Genomic DNA, 19036 nt, shown 5'->3' with positions numbered 1-19036 from the left:
TGTGTGGTCAGGTGAGTTCGGCGGCGCTGGGCGCTTCCAGGGAGGTGTCGCGGGAGGTGTCCTTGAGGTCGACGCCGGACCGGCCCAGCGCGCGGGCACCCGACACCAACCCCGCCGCGACCGTCGCGGCCTCGGCGTAGCCGAGCCCCTCGGGCGGGTGGATGTTCGAGATGCAGTTGCGGTCGGCGTCGGTGCGCCCCGGCATCGGCAGGTGCGTCAGGTAGATGCCCAGGCTGTCGGCCACCGACAGGCCCGGCCGCTCCCCGATGATCACCAGCAGCGTGCGCACTTTCGCCGCCGCGCCGACGTGGTCGCCGAGCGCCACGCGGGCCTGCGTGGCGATCACCGGCGGCGCCAGCGTGTACTGGTCGCCCAGCCGCGCCACGAGCTCGGCGAGCAGCGCCGGACCGTGCTTGGCCAGGGCATAGGGCGAGAGCCCGTCGGCCAGGACGAAGCCGATATCGGCCGGGGTTTCCGGGACGTCCATGGGCGTCGCCGGCAGCCGGCCCAGATCGGGACGGCGCAGGTACTCGCTACGGGACTCGGCCTGGCTGCGCACCACCGCCGGTTCGCCGATCCCGATCTCCCGGACACGGGCCGCGAGGGCCTCGACGTCGAGCGGCTCGTGCACGGCGTCGCGGGCGGCGGCGTGGGCCGCGGACAGTTCGAGGACCTCGCGGGTGGGCAACGCGTTACCGGCGCGGCCCAGCCCGATGCGGGCCTGCGTGGTCTTGCGGAGCTCGTCCCAGAACTCTTGAATGGCAAGATCTTCGGTCATCGTCATCCCGCCGCGGTGAGCGCCCGCAGCGCCGAGCGCTGCAGATCGAACTTGGTCAGCTTGCCGGCGTCGTCGGTCATGCCGACCTTCTTGAGCCAGGCGTCGAACTCCGGCGCCGGCTTCAGCCCGAGGGTGCGCCGGACCGCCACGACATCGTGGAACGACAGACTCTGGTAGCCGAGCATGACGTCGTCGGCGCCGGGCACCGTGATGACGAAGGCGCAACCCGCCGCGGCCAGCAGCGTGAGCAGCGTGTCCATGTCGTTCTGATCGGCTTCGGCGTGGTTGGTGTAGCAGACGTCGACGCCCATCGGCAGACCGAGCAGCTTGCCACAGAAGTGGTCCTCGAGCCCGGCCCGGATGATCTGCCGGCCGTCGTACAGGTACTCCGGACCGATGAAGCCGACGACGGTGTTGACCAGCAGCGGGTCCAGCGCCCGGGCGACACCGTAGGCGCGGGTTTCCAGCGTCTGCTGATCGACGGGCCGGCCGCCGGTACCGAGGTGCGCACCCGAGCTGAGCGCCGAGCCCTGCCCCGTCTCCAGGTACATGACGTTGTTGCCGACGGTCCCGCGGTTCAGGGACTGGCCGGCCTCGTTGCCTTCGCGCAGCAGCGCCATGTCGACACCGAAGGCCTTGTTGGCGCCTTCGGTGCCCGCCACCGACTGGAACACCAGGTCCACCGGGGCGCCGGCCTCGATGAGGCCGATCGTGGTGGTGATGTGCGACAGCACGCACGACTGCGCCGGGATGTCGTAGCGGCTGCGGATGTTGTCGAGCAGGTGCAACAGGTCGGCGGTGGCCTGCGGCGAGTCGGTGGCCGGGTTGATGCCGATGACGGCGTCACCGCACCCCATCAGGAGTCCGTCGAGCACGGCGGCGGCGATGCCGCGCGGATCGTCGGTCGGGTGGTTGGGCTGCAGCCGGGTGGCCAGGGTGCCCGGCAACCCAATGGTGCTGCGGAAGGCCGCGTGCACCTGGGTGGCCGCGGTGACGGCGATCAGGTCCTGGTTCCGCATGATCTTGGAGACCGCTGCCGCCATCTCCGGCGTGATGCCGGGCGCGACGGCCGCGATCTTGGCGGCGGCGTCGTCGCCGGCCACCGCGTCCAGCAGCCAGTCCCGGAAACCTCCCACCGTCAGGTGAGAGATTTCCGAAAACGCTTGCTGGTCATGCGAATCGATGATCAGGCGGGTGACCTCGTCGGTCTCGTACGGCACCACCGCGTCATTGAGGAAGGTGTCCAGCGGAAGCTCGGCCAGTGCCCACGCCGCGGCAGCCCGCTCGGCGTCGTTGTGGGCCGCGCACCCGGCGAGTTCATCACCGGAACGCAGCGGCGTGGCCTTGGCCATCAAATCCACAAGCCCGTCGAAGGTGTGGTTCACCCCCGAAATCCGCTGGTGGTACTTCATTTCAGCTCGTCCTCGGCTTCTGCGAGCATCGCGAACTCTTCATCAGGAGAGTTTGCCACCAAACGGTGCCGGCTGTAGACCGCGAAGTAGAGCATGAAGGCTGCGAACACCGCCAGACACAGGCCCACGGCGAACGGGTCGACCAGGAAGGTGGCGATGACCGCGATGACGGCGATGACGAGCGCGAAGCCGGTGGTCACGATGCCGCCCGGGGTGCGGTACGGCCGCGGCATGTTCGGCTCGCGGCGGCGCAGCACGATGTGGCTGACCATCATCAGGACGTAGCTCACGGCGGCACCGAAGACCGCCATGTTCAGCAGCAGGTCACCCTTGCCGGTCAGCGACAACAGGAAGCCGATGACGCCGGGGACGATGAGCGCCAGCGTCGGCGCCTTGCGGGAGTTGGTCACCGACAGCTGGGTCGGCAGGTAACCCGCCCGGGACAGGGCGAAAAGCTGGCGGGAGTAGGCGTAGATGATCGAGAAGAAGCTCGCGATCAGACCGGCCAGGCCGATGTAGTTGACCAGCTTGGCGCCGACGCCGCTACCGAGCGCCTCGACGAGCGGGTTGCCCGAGGCCGACATCTGTTGCGCGCCACCGACACCCGTGGTGAGCACCAGCACGACGGCGCAGGTGACCAGCAGGACCGTCATCGCCGCGATGATGCCGCGCGGCACGTTCTTCTCCGGGTTGGCGGTTTCCTCGGCTGCCAGCGGCACGCCTTCGATCGCCAGGAAGAACCAGATGGCGAACGGGATGGCGGCCCAGATGCCGAGGTAGCCGTGCGGCAGGATCGCCGAAGCCCCGGCGGCGTTGACGTCGACCGCGATGGTGGTCAGGTTGGAGACGTCGAACTGGCCGATGGCACAGACCGCGAAGATCAGCAGACCCAGCAGCGCGATGGCGGTGATCACGAACATCACCTTGAGGGCCTCACCGACACCGGACAGGTGGATGCCGATGAAGAAGGCGTAGGCCGCCAAATATACCCACCAGCCGTTGTGAATCCCGAAGAGCCCCAACGATTCCACGTAGGCGCCAATGAACGTCGCGATGGCGGCGGGGGCGATCGAGTACTCGATGAGGATCGCGGTGCCAGTGGCGAAGCCGCCCCACGGGCCGAGCGCGCGACGGGCGAAGGTGTACCCACCGCCGGCGGCCGGCAGCGCCGAGGACAGCTCGGCCATGCCCAGCACCAGGGCGAGGTACATGCCGGCGATGATCACGGCAGCGATGGCGAGGCCGCCGAAACCGCCGTGGGCCAGACCGAAATTCCAGCCGGAGTAGTCGCCGGAGACCACGTAGCTGACGCCGAGACCGGCGAGCAGCAGCCAGCCGGCCGTGCCCTTCTTCAGCTGACGTTTCGCGAGGTATTCGTTGCTCTCGACGTGCTCTTCGACACCGCGAGCGGAGTGCTCACTGGGTGGGTTGGTGATGGACACTGGGAACTCCTGAAAATGGGATGGCGGAATGCCGAACTGGCCTGCCCCCAGGAGTCATCTGGTGCCGGCCTGAATTGATTTGTCGCCGTACGCATTCGAGATGCGTCGACCGAGAAACGGAAGCGAGCGCCCGCGCATTCGGGGGGTACGCGGGCGCTCGCGGTTCGTGGGAGCTACGCGCGTGGTTTCCTCACGCGCGCGCTCATCAGAAGAAGCCCTGAGCCTTCGTCGAGTACGAGACGAGCAGGTTCTTCGTCTGCTGGTAGTGGTCCAGCATCATCTTGTGGTTCTCCCGGCCGATGCCGGACTGCTTGTAGCCGCCGAACGCGGCGTGCGCGGGGTACATGTGATAGCAGTTGGTCCACACGCGACCGGCCTTGATGTCCCGGCCCGCCCGGTAGGCGACGTTGCCGTTGCGCGACCACACGCCGGCGCCCAGGCCGTACAGGGTGTTGTTGGCGATCGAGATGGCATCGTCGTAGTCCTTGAACGACGTCACCGACAGCACCGGCCCGAAGATCTCCTCCTGGAAGATCCGCATGCCGTTGTGGCCGGAGAACACTGTCGGCGTCACGTAGTAGCCGCCGTTGAGGTCGCCGCCGAGCTCGGCCCGCTCACCACCGGTGATCAGCTGCGCCCCTTCGGATTTGCCGATCTCGATGTAGGACAGGATCTTCTCGAGCTGGTCGTTGGAGGCCTGCGCGCCGATCATCGTCTCGGTGTCCAGCGGGTCACCCTGGCGGACGGCCTTGGTACGGATGGCGGCCAGCGCCAGGAACTCGTCGAAGATGTCGGCCTGGATGAGGCTGCGCGACGGGCAGGTGCAGACCTCGCCCTGGTTCAGCGCGAACATCGTGAAGCCTTCGAGCGCCTTGTCCTGGAAGTCGTCCTCGGCGGCCATGATGTCGCTGAAGAAGATGTTGGGGCTCTTGCCGCCCAGCTCCAGGGTGACCGGGATCAGGTTCTGGCTGGCGTACTGCATGATCAGCCGGCCGGTGGTGGTCTCACCGGTGAAGGCGATCTTGGCGATGCGGTTGCTCGAGGCGAGTGGCTTGCCGGCCTCGACGCCAAAGCCGTTGACCACGTTGACAACACCCGGCGGCAGCAGGTCGCCGATGAGCGAGAACAGGTACATGATCGACGCCGGGGTCTGCTCGGCGGGCTTGAGCACGATGGCGTTGCCGGCGGCCAGCGCGGGGGCCAGCTTCCAGACGGCCATCAGGATCGGGAAGTTCCACGGGATGATCTGGCCGACGACGCCGAGCGGCTCGTGGAAGTGGTAGGCGACGGTGTCGTCGTCGATCTCGGAGATCGAACCTTCCTGGGCCCGCAGCACGCCCGCGAAGTAGCGGAAGTGGTCGACGGCCAGCGGGATGTCGGCGTTCAGGGTCTCGCGGACCGGCTTGCCGTTGTCCCACGACTCGGCGACGGCGATGGCCTCGAGGTTCTGCTCCATGCGGTCGGCGATGAGATTGAGGACGCGGGCGCGGGCAGCCGGCGACGTCTTGCCCCAGGCGGGCGCGGCGGCGTGCGCGGCGTCCAGCGCCTTCTCGATGTCGGATTCGTCCGAGCGGGCAATCTCGATGAACACCTCACCCGTCACCGGGGTACGGTTTTCGAAGTAGCGTCCGGCAGCGGGTGCCACCCACTCGCCGCCGATGAAGTTGTCATAGCGGGCCGGGTAGGTCATCACCGAACCCTCGGCACCGGGACGCGCGTAAACAGTCATGGGTTCACTCCTCGCAATGGGTGACTAACACAGGTGTGCTGCTGGTCACTAACGGTACGCAGAAGTGGGTTGCAACACAGTTGCATCGTTTGAACGTGCTGGAACCGGGGTCAGCCGAGGTCGGCGTCGAGCCCCGCCAGGTGCCCGACCGCCTGCGCCCGCACCACCGCGTCCGCCGACGGGTGGTTGCGGAGTAACTGCCAGCCGTGCCGGTCGTCGCGGCCGTCGGGCAGCGCGAGCCACCGGCGCAACAACCCGACGTGTCCGGCCGCCGACGCCGACAGCACTGCGGTGCGCAGGCTCTCCCCTAGCTCGGTGCGCAGCCGGGCGATCGCGGGTGACACCGACTGCGGCAGCAGCGCACCGGTGTAATGAGACAGTGCGGCATCGACATCGCCGCGGTGCAGCGCGGCGAAGACGTCGGCGACGTCGCTGTCGATCGGGGTGAGCAGCCGGTAGGGCCGCGACGCCACGTACTGCGCGCCGATGACCCGGCGCAGGCGGGACATCTCGACGCGGATGGTGACCGAGTCAAGATCGTTGTCGTCCAACAACATTGCGAGGTGGTCGGCGCTCAATCCCTCGGGATGACGGCTCAGCAGGACCAGGATGTCGGCGTGCCGGCCGCTGAGGGTGTGCTGGCGCGGTTGTCCGTCGTCGCCGGTGGCCACCCAGCGCGGCCGGTCACCACCCAGCACCGTCAGGCGGGCCATGGTCACCGGGGTGGGCGCCGGCTGCAGCAGCCGCTGCAGCGCCAGGTGGTTCTCGATGGCCATCACCGTGGCGCGCACCAGCCCGAGGGTCTGGGCCGAGGCGATCTGGCTGTCACCGGTGAGGTCGACGCAGCCGATGAGCTCGCCCGTCGTCGGGTCGTGCACCGGCACCGCGGTGCAGGTCCAGGGCTGCACCAGTCGGGCGAAGTGCTCGGAGCCGTGGATCTGCAGTTCGCGGTCCAGGGCCAGTGCGGTACCCGGGGCGTTGGTGCCGGCGCTGCGCTCGCTCCAGTTGGCGCCGGGCACGAAGTTCATGGCCTCGCCCCGCGGCGCTGCGCGCCCTGACCGGGCTCGAGGTGAACCGCGAGTTCTACACGTCGCCGAAGTGGTCGGCGCTCAATGCTGATCCCGAAGTGTTCGGCATGTCGGAGGGCAAGTCGGCCGCCGAGAACCGCAAGGCGGGTTTCTCTGCGACGCAGGGCCGCCTGAATGTCATTCCGCCGCAAGTAGACGAGAACGGCGAACCGGTCGAGGTGAAGCTGCACGAGTTCCGGCCGGCACCGCCGACGCCATATATCGACCAGGTGAAACTGTATTCGCAGCTGTTGGCGGCCGAATCTGGAATGCCTGCACCGTATCTGGGATTCGTTACCGATAATCCGGCGTCTGCGGACAGTATTCGTCAGCAGGAGTACCGCCTGGTGAAGCGCGCCGAGCGGCGGCAGACGTCGTTCGGGCTGGCGTGGCGCGAGGTGGCGTATCTGGCGCTACTGCTGCGTGACGGGTCCGTCGACCCCGAGGCGTTCCGCCAGGTGGGTGTGAAGTGGCGCGACGCGTCGACCCCAACCCGCGCCGCAGCGGCGGATGAGGCCACCAAGCTGATCGCGGCGCAGGTGTTGCCGCCGGATTCGTCGGTGACCTACGACCGGATCGGCCTGTCGCAGCAGGAACAGGACCAGTTGGAGCGGGAGCGGCAGCGTTCGTCGGTGACCGATCTGATTTCTGGTCTACGACCCGCTTCCGATGCGGCGCAATCGGATTCGCAGGTAGCGGGATTGGCTGGGCGCACCGTTGCCGCTACTGGCTGACGCCCAGGCGCTACAGGGGGTCCTGGTCGACCTGGTGGCCCTGCCGATCCGCGATCTGGTGCAGTTGTGGCGACAGTACGGTGATCAGGCGGAGTTTCGCGCCATCCTGGAGGCGGCGCTTCCGCAGATTCTGGCGCCGTACCTGCAGGGCGCGGCGATGGTGACGGCCCAGCAGTACACCGAGCAGCTCCCGGAGTCGCCGTTTCAGGCGAAGCCTTACGGCGACATTCCGGTCGAGCGGATCATGGGCACGATCGCGTGGGCGCTCAACGCGCCTGGCAGCGCACCACCGCTGGACCGGATCGCGGGAGCGGTCAAGCGGATGGTGTTCGATGCGTCCCGGCAGACGGCGCTGCGCAATCTGGAAGCCGAGTACGGGTTCGAGTTCAGCGACGGCGGCACTGAAGAGCTGGGCACGCTGTGGGCGCGGTACGCCTCGGCGACAGCGTGCGGATTCTGTAAGGTGCTGGCCACCCGCGGGGCCGTGTACACCTCGAAGGAGGCTGCCGAGCAGGTAGTGGGTCGCGGTGTCGATCTCACGGTGGCCGACCGACGGATGATCGCCGCCGGCCAGCTGACGCGGCCCGAAGCGCGCAACCGCAGGTCGGTGTACCGCAACGAAAAGCAGGCTGCACGGCAAGGCGCCAAGGTGGGGGATACCCGCAAGAGCGTTGGAACGCTGCGCGGTAATCAGGACCGCGGGGACCGGTATCACGACAACTGCAGGTGCATCGCTGTCGCGGTCCGGCCCGGCCAGGTCTACGACCCGCCGGATTACGTCCAGCAGTGGGAAAAGGACTACGCCGAGGCCAGCCGCGGCACCAAGGGGATCGGCGCCATCGGCCGCAAGATGGACGCGATCGCCAAGGACCAGAACGGCGGCAGCGGAGCACAGCCTGGCGAAGAGCCCACCGCGAAGCGCTTCCAGAAGCGCGACACGGAGCGAAGACAAGGGCATCCAGGCGGGCCCGGCGGATCGCCGCCGCCAACAGTGCCACCAAAGGGTGGCAAGGGATACTCCGACGACGACCACGAGCGTCGCTTGGAGTGGGAACTCGACGACGCCATGCGTCGGCGGATGAAGAGCGCAGACGGCTCACTCGACGAGGTACTGGCTCGTATCAACGCTCTGCAGCAGTATCGTGCAGCCAATCGCATTACCGGACGGCTCGATGAGCGGTTCGGTAAACCGTTCGACGCTCACGAACGCGTCGTCGTCGACAAACTGCTCGCCGAAGGCCACAACGTCACCTCCATCGCGGTGCTGCGGACGGGCGATACGACACCGGACATGGCGGTCGACGGCCGCGTGGCCGAAATCAAGGCATCGATCAGCGCCAACATCGATAACTTCGGCAAACGTGTCGCTGACGCCTACGCCGACCAGGGTGCACCTGCTGTGTTCGTCAACGCGACACGTTCTGGGATCGCACGGTCGGATATGGAGCAGGTAATGCAGGACATCGTTTCACGTGGGGATTCGTTGTATATTCGGATCATCGGCAGCGACTACGACAGCGAATTTGGAAGGTGGTGAGCCCAATGCGATACGACATCTTGAATGTCAGCGCTCCGGCGCACCGCGTCGAACACCTACTGAAGGCTGCACTGGGCGCTACGGACGAGCCGAACAAGTTCGGCTCGAAGTCGCACCTGAAGACGCCGGACGGAGGCCGAATTCGGGTCAGCGCGTCGTTCACCGACGGGTCGAAATCAACCGTATCGTTGCACTCGGATTTCGACAACGCTGAGCACAACGCGTGGGCGGTGAAGGTCTTCAACACCACCTGCGCCGCAACTGACGCCGACGTCGACCTGTTCGATGAAGCGGATAGCGTCGTCAAGTCGCGCCACCGCAACGCCGCGTAGTTCTTTTCGTCCCATCATTTGAAGCCCCGTCCTCGACCAGGAGTTTCCGGATCACCGGCAACGCGGCGGCGATGGGTTGTTCGGCGCGGAGCTGGTCCAGGGTCTTGGGTACCACGGGCGTGAACTGCGCGCCGCCCAGGTCCGGGTCCACGCCCGTGGCCAGGCTGCGGCGCCAGCTGTCGGCGATGACGGGACGGACGGCGGCGGGGTCCAGGTGCTGGGCGTCGATCTCGCCGGTGACGAACCGCTGGTGTACCGCGCGCAGCGTCGAGCCGGCCGGCGACCCCTCGGTGCGGCTGGTTCCCACGACACTCACACTCCTCGCAGGTCGGATACACACCTGCGTGGCCGCCAGGGTAGTCGACCTGGGTGTTCTAAGACACAAGTTGGGCCCTGCGCGCGGTATGACTGTGTGGTCCCGCCCCCGGCTCTCCTCCGGGGGCGGGACCACACAGGGCTTGTGGTGAGGCTAGAAGACCCAGTCGCCCGCCGCGCGCCGGTCGGTCGCCGCGATGTCATCGGCGCCGTCGCGGACGGCGTTGCCGAGGCTGTGCAGGATGTCGTTGAGCGCGGCCGCCGACTGATTCCAGCGGGCCTGTTCGGCCTGGAACGCCTCGGCCGCATCCCGGGTCCAGGTCTGCTGCAGTGGCGCCACCAGGTGCCGGAGCTCTTCCAGCGACGTGTTCATCCGTGCCGAGGTGGCATGGATTTGTTGGCGGACGGCGAACTCGATCTCGCCGAAGTGGTACGACAGTGCCGGTTGCATGTGCGTTGTCCCGTCAGATCGCGTGGCCGGCGGCGCCGATGCGCTGGGCATGGTCGTCAGCGGCCTGGCTCAGCACCGCCGCGTTGGCCCGGATGGTCTCGGCGATACGTTGCAGTGACGCATGCAGTTTCATCGATTCGCCGTTCCACCGGTTCACCACGTCCTGGAATCTGGTCGCCGCGGCGCCGCCCCACACCGTCGGCGGGATGGCGGTCATCTGACCGATGAAATTGCCGAGCATGGCCCGAATCTCCTCGTTGCGGACATCGACCTTGCCGGCGATGCCCGTCATCAGATCGAAATCTGTAGTCAGAGCGCCACTTTCCGGAGCTGTCATGATTTCCTCTCCATTGGGTTTGATTGTTCAGACGTTTGCCGACGGCATTCGGTTCCATTGCCGCCCAGGTTTTTTCAATCGGTGCGCCGCGCGGAGCGGATCGCGGTGTCACAGGCCGCTTGAACGGCGGCGCCCTGGCACCCCACGGCGATCCGGACCGGTCCGTCGAGCAGCACCGACCACTCGACCGTCCGCCCGCCGCGCACCTCGCGGTACCGCACGGCCGCGCGTCCGGCACTGACGCCGGCCTCCTCGAAATCCACGATGACGCCGTCGGGCAGCTTCGTCGAAGCCTCCCGCAGCGACCTTGCCGCCACGTCGAGCGTCTGCTCCCGCGGCACGACCGATTGCGTGAGGTGGATGACCTGCCCGTGGTCATTGGGCGAAATGATCTGCAGCCGAGCCGATCCCGCGCCCGCAAGCGCCCGGTCGACCGTCCAGCGCACCGGGATCTGCACCGCCACCCGGCCTTCCACGAGCCACGTGAACTCCGGGTCTGTGACCGCGGCGACGGGCGGCGCTGGGGCGTCTCTGTTGGACAGGCCCAGTGCCCCAGCGCCGATGACCGCGACGGCCGCGGCGAAGGCAGTCGCGATGCGCGCCCGCGGGGAACGGGTCGCTGCGGCGCTGCGGGTGCTGTCCTCGTCGGCCTGGTCGAGCAGATCGTCGCAACTCAGAATCTGTGCCGGGACGCCCTGATCCTGCAGCAGTGCTTGCATTTCGGCGGCCAGGGGCGCAGCGCCGGGAACGCCGATGGGCGCGTCGATCACCACGTGGCCGTGCCACGTGGTTCGCGCGATGACGGCCTCGGCGGTGGCGCTGTCGGTGCGTCGCACGACGGACGCGGCCGCCCCGGGACGGGAGATCGTCACGATGTCCTCCCCCAGTTCGACGACCGCGCAATCGGGTTCGCCGCCGGCCGCTCGGAGGGCATCGGTTCTGCGCTCTATGACGACGTGAGAAACGCTGGTGGGGACCGCCGTCCGAACTCGCTCGATCCTCGCCGGCGACCACCATGTCGGGCAAACCACCGTGATGGCCGACGCGGTGCCTGCCGCCGCGGCCATGACGTCGCGCCAGATGCGTTGGGCGGGAAGGACCGCCGCACGCAGCAGGCCCAGCGGTTCGTCGACGCACTCCAAAGCGGACGAGACCAGGTCGGCGTCGATGTCTCCCGGCCCGCGGATCGTGTTCGGTCCGACCACCACAACCGTCATGGCGGCTCGGTCCAGCCGATCTGGATCAGCTGGTCAGGTTGACCGCGCCGCACCACGACGGCCCGGCCGGGCGGCAGCGTCATCGGCCGTGCCGCGCCCAGCAGCGGCCCTTCTTCCGGGCTGGTGCTCATGACGATGTCCGTTGCGCCCAGGTCCCGCATGCGCGACAGCAGCGGGTCGAACATCGCGCGTGCGGCACCACCGGAGCGGCGGGCGACCACGACGTGGAGCCCGATGTCCGCGGCGTGCGGCAACAGGTCGAGCAAGGGGCCCAACGGATTTCCCGCGGCGCCCACGACCAGGTCGTAATCGTCGACCACGACGTGGATTTCGGGACCGGACCACCAGGACCGGTCCCGCAACTGCCGCTGAGTGATGCCAGGGCCCGGCAGCCGGGCGGTGAGCAGGGACAGCGCCGCGTCGAGCTCGGCGGCGGTCGTCACGGCCGACATCGCATAGCCGCACAGGTGCGGCGATTCCACCACCCCCAATAACGATCGCCGGAAATCGACGATCAGCAGCTGGGTTTGCGCGGGATCGGTCTGGTCGACGATCGCGCGGCACAGCGTCCGCAACGCCGAGGTCTTGCCGCACGCCGTGTCGCCCAACAGGATCAGATATGGATCGACGCTCATGTCCAGGGCGAACGGTTGCAGGTCCTCTTCGGATACGCCGATGACGTACCGCGGCGGGCGTTCGGCGGTGGCCGCGAGCGCGGCGTATTCCACGCGTTGCGGAAGCAATTCGATCCGGGGCGCCGGGGACTGATGGGTGGCGATCCGGTCGAGCTCGGGCCGCGCGACCACGAACTCCTTGCCGTCTCTGGTGAGGCCCCGGCCGGGCGGGCAGGTGGTGAGCAGATGGGCACGGCGGCGGTCCATTTCGGACTCGCTCGGGTCACCGAGCCGCAATTCGACCCGGGTGCCGATGTGGTCTTTCAGCATCGGCCGCAGTTCTGCCCACCGATTCGCGGTCAGCACCACGTGGATCCCGACCGACAGGCCCTGCGCGGCCATGGCGGTGATGGGCTCCTCCAGCGCATCGAATTCACGACGCAGCGTGGCCCAACCGTCGACGGCCAGGACGACCTCACCGTAACTGTCCGGAAAGGGCGCTTCGGGGCCGTACTGCTGCCGGAAGTCCTGGCGCCGGCGGCACAGCGAGGCCAGCTGGGAAACGATGCGCCGCAATAACTCCGGCTCGTTCCGACCGGCGACGGTGCCGACGTGCGGGTGCTGTCGCAACGCCGTCAGCGCACCGTCGCCCAGATCGAGGCCGTAGACGCTGAGGCCGTCGGCAGGCGCGGTCACAGCGAGGCCCAGTAGCAACGTCTGCAGCGCAACGGATTTCCCCGAGCGCGGGCCGCCCACGATGGCCACGTGCCCGCCGGACCCACTGAGGTCGGCAACGAGCGGCTCGCGGCGCTGCTGAAACGGGTTGTCCACTAATCCGATCGGGACCCGCAGCGGACCGCCTTCGCTGCCGGCCGCCAGCAGCTCGGACAACGCGGGCGAATTCGTGAGGGGCGGCAGCCAGACCGGATGAGCGCGCGCACCGCGACCGGTCAGCCGGCGCAAGGTCGTGTCCATCAGCGTCGGCCCGGCCGGCGGGTCAGGCGTGACCACCGGGGCCTCGACGGTGAACAGGCGCGGAACCGGGCGTTCGTCGTGGCTCTGTGGGACCGGCCCCGAGACGAATGCAGTGTGAAATCGCACCAGCTTTCCGTCTGCGGTGCGCAGCAACCCCGCACCCGGCGTTCCGGGCAGCTCGTGTGCGTCGGTGACCCCGATGACGGCCCGCGACTCCGCCGCCGAGAACGTCTTGAGGCAGACCCGGTACGAGAGGTGGGTGTCCAGTCCGCGCAGGCGACCCTCGTCGAGACGCTGGCTGGCCAGCAGGAGATGAACGCCCAGTGATCGACCGAGGCGGCCGATGGCGACGAACAGCTCCGCGAAATCCGGATGCTGGCTGAGCAATTCGGAGAACTCATCGACCACGATGAACAGGGCAGGCAGCGGTGGCAGGTCGGCGCCCGCCGCGCGTGCCCGCCGGTGGTCGCCGATTCCGGACAGGTTCCCGGCCGCCCGCAACAGTCCTTGGCGCCGTGTCAGCTCGCCGGCGAGGGCGTCGTGCATCCGGGCGACCAGATGTGCTTCCTGCGCCAAGTTGGTGATGACGGCCGCGACGTGGTTGGCCTGTTCGAAGCCGAGAAACGTTGCACCGCCTTTGAAGTCGACGAGGATCAGATTGAGCTCGTCCGGCGAGTGGGTGCTGATCAGACCCAGGGTCAGGGTGCGCAGGAACTCGGATTTGCCGGAACCTGTTGCGCCGATGCACAAGCCGTGCGGACCCATGCCGTGCTCGGCCGGTTCCTTGAGGTCGAGCTCGACCGTCGCACCGGTGTCGTCGGTACCGATCGGCACCCGCAGCCGATGCCGGGCCGGACGAATCGGCCACCCGTCCCCCGCCACGTCCACGCCGACGAACGTCGTCCGATCATGGTGTCGGCGTGCGTTGTCCGCACCGACGGCCAGGCGGTAGCGCGCCACACGTCGTCCGCAGGTCTCTGCTTGTGCGGCCGTGAGCACGTCGGCGGTCGAGCAGGGCGGAAGCGTCGACGCCGTACCCGGCGCGCCGAGCACCAGCAGTGTCACCGCGTCGGTGTCCACGAAGACGGCGGCCGCCGGACTGTCGACCAGCACCACCAGATGACACCCGGCGATGGCAGTGACGGCACCGAGGTCCGTAAACCGCAGCGGCTGCCCGCTGAGCACGCCCGAGCGATAGTGGTGCGGTAGCCATTTCAGCCAGTCCCACTCGGCCGATCCGGCGACCGCGGCGATCTTCAGCTGGTCGGGTCCATGCCACATAGCCAGCTGGCACGCCATGGCGCGCGCCTGTCCCCGTGGATCATCGCCGCCGACGTCGATCCGCCGCAGCCGATTGACGACGACCGTCACCGGGACATCGGGCACGGTCGCGGCGGTTCGTAGCAGCCGATCGAGTGCCGAGGCGGTCAGCGGATCCGTCGTCCCGTCGCCGGTGGCGGGTACCGGAACGAGTCTGGTGTTGAGTGGGCGTTCCCCGATCCCGACGCGGATTTCGGTGAAATCGTCGTCGTTCCAACGGCGTTGCCACATCCGTTCGGAGCCGGCGAGCGTCCACAGCGTGTCAGGCGGCGGGTGGTTCTGATGTAGTACCCGATGCTGCTCGGCTGCGGTTCGCTCCGCGCACTCACCGATCGCGTCGAGATACACCAGGTACTCACGCCGATCTGCGTCGATCTCACCTGCCCGGCGCGCACCGCGCGACCCGAGGACAGTGCTGCCGACCAGCGACAGCACCATCATCGCCGGAAACAGTAGGAACATCGGATTCCGGCCGGTGGCCGAACCCGAACGGAAGTAGAACACCATCATGCCGGCCATCGCCAACAGCATGAGCACGGGTGCGACTCGGGTGACGACGTTGCCCGACGACAATCGCGGCACCTGTGGTGGTGTCCGGACCTCGATGTCTTCCGCATCCACTGGGACTACGGGAGATCGTGCGACTCTGGTGAATTCCATCGAACTATCAGACGTACCCCGACACCGTTCGGTTCCATCGATTTTCGTGTCGGGTAGGGACCCGATTCGCGGTTACGGTGAGATCGGCATGTCGATCCGGGGGGCGCGATGTCTGAAGCAGTGTGTCGGCTATCCGTACGGACCGACAGTGAACGCACCAGCGACACCACCGATCTGGTGCTGCCTGCGGGCGCCGCGGTGGACGCGTTGCTCCCTGACATCGTGGCGCTGGCACATGCGCGCGCGCCGGAAGGCGTGAGTTGGCACCTGAGCCGGGCTGCCGGGGATCCGATCGACGGGTCATTATCGTTGCGGCAAAACGGAGTTCACGACGGTGACATCCTGGAGCTGCGGCGAAGCACGGTGCCGGAGTTCGGCACGCTCCGGAGGCACACGGCGACCATGGCCGCCGACCAGGCGCCTCGCGATGCCACCGGCCATCTGGTCGGGCCCGTGCTCTGTCTGTGGGCGGTGACCGCCGCGTCCGTGCTACTGCTCTGGTCTGCTGCGCGCGGCGACCACTTCACGGCAGCCACTGTCGGTTGCGGTGGTGCGCTGGCTGCAGTGGCGATGTCATGGCGGTCCGGCCGGGCGGCGTGGCCGGCCGCCGCCGTCGTGCTCGCTTTCGCGGCGGGTTTCTCGGCCGTACCGGGTGGCCCGGCGGCGCCCAACGTCCTGCTCGGATCGGCGACGGCGTTCGCGGTGGCCCTCGTTCTGCTACGGATCGGTGTGCTTCCCGTATCCGTTGCGGCCGTGGCCTTTACGATGCCGACAATGGTGGCGACCGTTGCGGCGAGCACGTGGTCGGTGGCGCTGGCCAGTACCGGGGTGGCCACCACCGTGGCGGCATTTGTGGTGCTGTCGGCCGCGCCGCGGTGCGCTGTCACCGTCGCGGGACTCACGCCGCGCTCGGCGACGGTCACCGACGGCGATCCGCAACGGATCGAGCTGGCGCAGCGGGTGCTCACGGCGATGGTCGTGGGCGCGGCCGCTGCCGCGGCGGCCGGCGCCGTCGTGGTTGCAATGGGCGCCGTCCATGAGTCCCGGACCTCGACGGTGGTGTTCATCTGGGTGGCGACGGCCGCGATTGCGCTGCGGGCACCGTCCTATCGGCATCCGGCACGGCGGTGGGCGGTCATGGTCGCGGGAATGGTCTGTACCACTGCGGCTTTGGTCGTCACCGCGATGGCATTCCCCGGCTGGGCCGCCTGGCTCGGCGGCGGCGTCATCGCGGTGGTGCTGGGCGCTCAGCGGATCGGACGGGTGAGTGCCACGGTGGGCCGAGGCTTTGTACATCTCGAATACGTGGCACTGGTCGCCGTGCCGGCATGCGCACTCTGGACCGCAGATGTTTTCCGCCTGGCGCGTGGCCTGTGAGCGCCCTGCGACGGGTCATCGCTGTCGCCTTGACGATCACCATCGCGTCGGCCGCTCCGTGCGCACATGCCATCGCGCCGAAACCGGTTGATCACAGCCAACTTCCCGGACCCGCGGCCCCGGCGCCGCCCGGTAGGACCGAACAATCGGACCGGTGTGCGACGGCGAAGCCGGCTGATGCCCGTCCCGCAGACCAACCCGACATGCTCAATCTTGCTGCGGTGTGGCCGCTTTCCCGCGGCAGCGGACAGCTGGTGGCAGTGATCGACACCGGCGTGGCCCGGCACCGACTGCTCCCCCGCCTGGTCGCCGGCGGTGACTACGTCTCGTCCGGGGACGGTACGCAGGACTGCGACGGCCACGGTACGGCGATCGCCGGACTGATCGGCGCCGTTGCCCCGGACAACGGGACCTTCAGCGGTGCGGCACCCGACGCCACGATCCTGGCGATTCGACAGTCCAGCAACAAGTTCCGGCTGACCGACGATCATGAGATATCAGGGGTGGGTGATGTCGAGACGCTCGCCCGTGCGGTGCGCTCGGCCGCCGACGCGGGCGCCACTGTCATCAACATCTCGTCGGTCGCCTGCATGCCCGCCGCGGACCCGCTCGACGACCGGTCGTTGGGCGCCGCCCTGGCTTATGCGGTCGATGTCCGCAATGTCGTGGTGGTCGCGGCGGCGGGCAACGCCAGCGGCGAGTGCACGGGGCAGAATCCGTCGTCCGATCCCAAGCGCCCGGGCACACCGGACTGGGACACCGTGCACACCGTGGTCAGCCCGGCCTGGTACGACGACTACGTGCTCACCGTCGGGTCAGTCAGCCCGAACGGTACGCCTTCACCATTCAGTCTGGCCGGACCCTGGGTCGACGTCGCCGCGCCCGGCGAGTCGGTCGTCTCGCTCAGCGCGCAGGGCGACGGGCTGGTCGACAGCCGGCCGGACGGACGCCCGCTGTCCGGAACCAGCTACGCCGCACCCCTCGTCAGCGGTGTTGTCGCACTGGTACGTTCGCGACTGCCACAATTGTCGGCCCGCCAGGTGATGGCCCGCATCGAAGACACCGCGCGCCATCCGGCCGACGGCTGGAACCCCCAGATCGGCCGTGGCGTGGTCGACCCGTTGGCCGCGGTCAGCGGCGGTGTGCCGACACCCGCCCCGGCGCGGGTGTCGACTGCGCAGACCGCGCCGGCGTCCGGTTCCGATCATCGACCGTCGCGGCGCATCGCCTTCCTCGGCACCGCAATCTGCATCGCGGTGGCCGCTGTCGCCGCGACCGGGCGGCGCCGGTCACCGAGATAGGCGACCGAAAATCGTTTGAGTGCCCAAGCTGGCATCCGCCCGCCGCCACCTTGACTCCCCTACCTACTAGTAGGTAGGCTGACTCGCGTGGCACAAGCTCCGTCGACAGCAGACGAAATCCTTACTCACGCAGAAAGACTCATAATCGCCGGCGGTTACAACGGATTCAGCTACGCCGACATCGCAAACGAAATCGGCATACGCAAGCCGAGCATTCACCACCACTTCCCCACCAAAGCCGATCTGGTCCGGACGCTGGTGAGCCGTTACCGGCAGGAGGCCCTCGCCGGGATCGCCGAGATAGAACGCCACGTCGGCGATCCCGTCGGCATGCTGCGTAGCTACGTCGATTACTGGCGCGCCTGCATCGCGGACGCGAGTCATCCATTTTGCGTCTGCGCTCTCCTGGCCGCCGAACTACCTTCGCTCCCAGAGCAAGTCGCCGACGAGGTGACCGCTCACTTTCGCGCACTGTCGGCGTGGCTGACGTCGGTTCTGGAACGGGGCGCCGAGCAGCAACTGATTCGGATCGAGACAAGTCCCGGTGTCGACGCCGAGATGTTCATGGCCACCGTGCACGGGGCGATGTTGTCCGCCCGCGCCTACGGCGATGCCGCAACGTTCGCCACCGTCGTAACCCCTCTGGTCAACCGACTCGACGCGATGGGCTCCACTCCGACGGCAACTGCGTGAACACCACGGCGGCAGCACCAATGACGAACAAGTCGTCGAAGTGAGCAATGCGGCGCACCCGCCGAAACCGATTCGTCGCGGCGATCGAAATCATTGAGAGGAAACCCATCATGTCAATCCACCAAGCCAGCCCGTCCGAGACCGACCGTGAGCAGTGGTTGAAGGTCTACTACTTCGTTCGCGCAGCCGTCTCCTTCGCCTGGGTAGCTGTCGCGCTGACGCTCGCGCAGCACAGCCGGCCGCTGGCTGCCGGGTGGCTCATCCTCTATCCGCTGTGGGACGCCGCGGCCAATTTCTGGGATGGCACGCGAAGCGGTGGACTGACGCAAAACCGGAGCCAGTTGATCAACGTTGCGGTCAGTCTGATCGTCACCGTCGTGGCTGCCTACGCCCTGTTCGCGGATACGACATGGGTACTCGCAGTCTTCGGCGCGTGGGCCACCCTTGCCGGGTTGCTGCAACTCATCACCGCCATTCGACGCTGGAAAATCGGCGCGCAGTGGGCAATGGTCCTCAGCGGCGGCCAGTCGGCGCTTGTCGGCGGTCTGTTCATCACCCAGGCTCACACGCCGACCACCGGATCGGTCAAGACCCTTGCCGGATATGCCGCGATGGGCGCGATCTACTTTCTGATCTCAGCGGTCTGGCTGACGGTGAAGGCCAAGCGCACCAAGGCAATAGGTGTCCCGCACGATGGTGACGCGCGCACCGAGACGCTCGCCTCCGGGCAGTAGGCGCCGCCGGT

At 67.9% G+C, this 19036-nt stretch carries 16 protein-coding genes and 1 pseudogene; 7 read left to right on the top strand and 10 right to left on the bottom strand.

Annotated elements, in window-relative coordinates:
• Window positions 1-7: 7 nt before the first annotated feature.
• The 5 genes and pseudogenes from eutC to G6N46_RS24595 all read right to left on the bottom strand — a co-directional run.
• A complete protein-coding gene (gene eutC / locus G6N46_RS24615; protein ID WP_061007207.1) occupies window positions 8-784 on the bottom strand; it encodes an ethanolamine ammonia-lyase subunit EutC in 777 nt (258 codons plus the stop codon).
• Window positions 781-2190, bottom strand: coding sequence for an ethanolamine ammonia-lyase subunit EutB (locus tag G6N46_RS24610; protein WP_138250403.1), 1410 nt, complete (start codon window positions 2188-2190; stop codon window positions 781-783). The genes eutC and G6N46_RS24610 overlap by 4 nt, the downstream gene beginning before the upstream one ends.
• Window positions 2187-3632, bottom strand: coding sequence for an ethanolamine permease (eat, locus tag G6N46_RS24605; RefSeq protein WP_163692995.1), 1446 nt, complete (start codon window positions 3630-3632; stop codon window positions 2187-2189). The genes G6N46_RS24610 and eat overlap by 4 nt, the downstream gene beginning before the upstream one ends.
• Before the next feature lie 205 nt (window positions 3633-3837).
• Window positions 3838-5361, bottom strand: a complete 1524-nt coding sequence (gene adh / locus G6N46_RS24600) for an aldehyde dehydrogenase (protein ID WP_138250404.1) — start codon at window positions 5359-5361, stop codon at window positions 3838-3840.
• Between the two features lie 110 nt (window positions 5362-5471).
• Window positions 5472-6410 (bottom strand): annotated as a pseudogene (locus G6N46_RS24595) (GAF domain-containing protein); the annotation flags it as partial.
• Window positions 6411-6430: 20 nt separating this feature from the next.
• On the opposite strand from G6N46_RS24595, the gene G6N46_RS24590 reads away from it, so the two are divergent.
• The 3 genes from G6N46_RS24590 to G6N46_RS24580 are packed head-to-tail and all read left to right on the top strand — an operon-like array spanning window position 6431 to window position 9031.
• On the top strand, window positions 6431-7162 hold the full coding sequence (locus tag G6N46_RS24590; protein ID WP_138250405.1) for a phage portal protein: 732 nt from the start codon (window positions 6431-6433) through the stop codon (window positions 7160-7162).
• Window positions 7146-8699 (top strand): VG15 protein, encoded by a 1554-nt coding sequence (locus G6N46_RS24585; protein ID WP_138250406.1) that lies wholly within the window; start codon window positions 7146-7148, stop codon window positions 8697-8699. The genes G6N46_RS24590 and G6N46_RS24585 overlap by 17 nt, the downstream gene beginning before the upstream one ends.
• A gap of 5 nt (window positions 8700-8704) precedes the next feature.
• Complete coding sequence (locus G6N46_RS24580; protein ID WP_138250407.1) at window positions 8705-9031, top strand: hypothetical protein; 327 nt, start codon at window positions 8705-8707, stop codon at window positions 9029-9031.
• Here G6N46_RS24580 and G6N46_RS24575 read toward each other — a convergent pair.
• From G6N46_RS24575 to eccCb, 5 genes are all read right to left on the bottom strand, one after another.
• On the bottom strand, window positions 9003-9338 hold the full coding sequence (locus G6N46_RS24575; protein ID WP_138250408.1) for a hypothetical protein: 336 nt from the start codon (window positions 9336-9338) through the stop codon (window positions 9003-9005). The two genes, G6N46_RS24580 and G6N46_RS24575, sit on opposite strands and share 29 nt — an antisense overlap.
• Before the next feature lie 162 nt (window positions 9339-9500).
• The gene (locus tag G6N46_RS24570; RefSeq protein WP_138250409.1) at window positions 9501-9797 is read right to left on the bottom strand and encodes a WXG100 family type VII secretion target; all 297 of its coding nucleotides are present in this window, start codon (window positions 9795-9797) and stop codon (window positions 9501-9503) included.
• A 13-nt stretch (window positions 9798-9810) separates the two neighbouring features.
• Window positions 9811-10134, bottom strand: a complete 324-nt coding sequence (locus G6N46_RS24565) for a WXG100 family type VII secretion target (protein WP_138250410.1) — start codon at window positions 10132-10134, stop codon at window positions 9811-9813.
• A gap of 74 nt (window positions 10135-10208) precedes the next feature.
• The gene (locus G6N46_RS24560) at window positions 10209-11351 is read right to left on the bottom strand and encodes a type VII secretion-associated protein (protein ID WP_138250411.1); all 1143 of its coding nucleotides are present in this window, start codon (window positions 11349-11351) and stop codon (window positions 10209-10211) included.
• Window positions 11348-14920, bottom strand: a complete 3573-nt coding sequence (gene eccCb / locus G6N46_RS24555) for a type VII secretion protein EccCb (RefSeq protein WP_174814089.1) — start codon at window positions 14918-14920, stop codon at window positions 11348-11350. The genes G6N46_RS24560 and eccCb overlap by 4 nt, the downstream gene beginning before the upstream one ends.
• A gap of 108 nt (window positions 14921-15028) precedes the next feature.
• Here eccCb and eccD point away from each other — a divergent pair, with 108 nt between their 5' ends.
• The 4 genes from eccD (at window position 15029) to G6N46_RS24535 (ending at window position 19025) form a co-directional block, all read left to right on the top strand.
• The gene (gene eccD / locus G6N46_RS24550; protein ID WP_082934786.1) at window positions 15029-16297 is read left to right on the top strand and encodes a type VII secretion integral membrane protein EccD; all 1269 of its coding nucleotides are present in this window, start codon (window positions 15029-15031) and stop codon (window positions 16295-16297) included.
• Complete coding sequence (gene mycP, locus G6N46_RS24545; protein ID WP_138250412.1) at window positions 16249-17598, top strand: type VII secretion-associated serine protease mycosin; 1350 nt, start codon at window positions 16249-16251, stop codon at window positions 17596-17598. Before eccD ends, mycP begins: the two co-directional genes overlap by 49 nt.
• 87 nt (window positions 17599-17685) lie before the next feature.
• A complete protein-coding gene (locus tag G6N46_RS24540) occupies window positions 17686-18291 on the top strand; it encodes a TetR/AcrR family transcriptional regulator (protein WP_138250413.1) in 606 nt (201 codons plus the stop codon).
• 47 nt (window positions 18292-18338) lie between these two features.
• Window positions 18339-19025 (top strand): DUF308 domain-containing protein, encoded by a 687-nt coding sequence (locus G6N46_RS24535; RefSeq protein ID WP_234880758.1) that lies wholly within the window; start codon window positions 18339-18341, stop codon window positions 19023-19025.
• Window positions 19026-19036 lie beyond the last annotated feature (11 nt).

The sequence above is a fragment of the Mycolicibacterium phocaicum genome (genome assembly GCF_010731115.1).
Classification (GTDB): Bacteria; Actinomycetota; Actinomycetes; order Mycobacteriales; family Mycobacteriaceae; genus Mycobacterium; species Mycobacterium phocaicum.
This window is presented reverse-complemented; position numbering and strand designations above follow the sequence as displayed.

Coding starts and splice junctions, on each gene's coding strand:
- eutC (WP_061007207.1), bottom strand. CDS start 784: ATGACGATGACCGAAGATCTTGCCATTCAAGAGTTCTGGGACGAGCTC.
- G6N46_RS24610 (WP_138250403.1), bottom strand. CDS start 2,190: ATGAAGTACCACCAGCGGATTTCGGGGGTGAACCACACCTTCGACGGG.
- adh (WP_138250404.1), bottom strand. CDS start 5,361: ATGACTGTTTACGCGCGTCCCGGTGCCGAGGGTTCGGTGATGACCTAC.
- G6N46_RS24580 (WP_138250407.1), top strand. CDS start 8,705: ATGCGATACGACATCTTGAATGTCAGCGCTCCGGCGCACCGCGTCGAA.
- G6N46_RS24570 (WP_138250409.1), bottom strand. CDS start 9,797: ATGCAACCGGCACTGTCGTACCACTTCGGCGAGATCGAGTTCGCCGTC.
- G6N46_RS24565 (WP_138250410.1), bottom strand. CDS start 10,134: ATGACAGCTCCGGAAAGTGGCGCTCTGACTACAGATTTCGATCTGATG.
- G6N46_RS24560 (WP_138250411.1), bottom strand. CDS start 11,351: ATGACGGTTGTGGTGGTCGGACCGAACACGATCCGCGGGCCGGGAGAC.
- eccCb (WP_174814089.1), bottom strand. CDS start 14,920: ATGGAATTCACCAGAGTCGCACGATCTCCCGTAGTCCCAGTGGATGCG.
- eccD (WP_082934786.1), top strand. CDS start 15,029: ATGTCTGAAGCAGTGTGTCGGCTATCCGTACGGACCGACAGTGAACGC.
- mycP (WP_138250412.1), top strand. CDS start 16,249: ATGCGCACTCTGGACCGCAGATGTTTTCCGCCTGGCGCGTGGCCTGTG.
- G6N46_RS24535 (WP_234880758.1), top strand. CDS start 18,339: ATGCGGCGCACCCGCCGAAACCGATTCGTCGCGGCGATCGAAATCATT.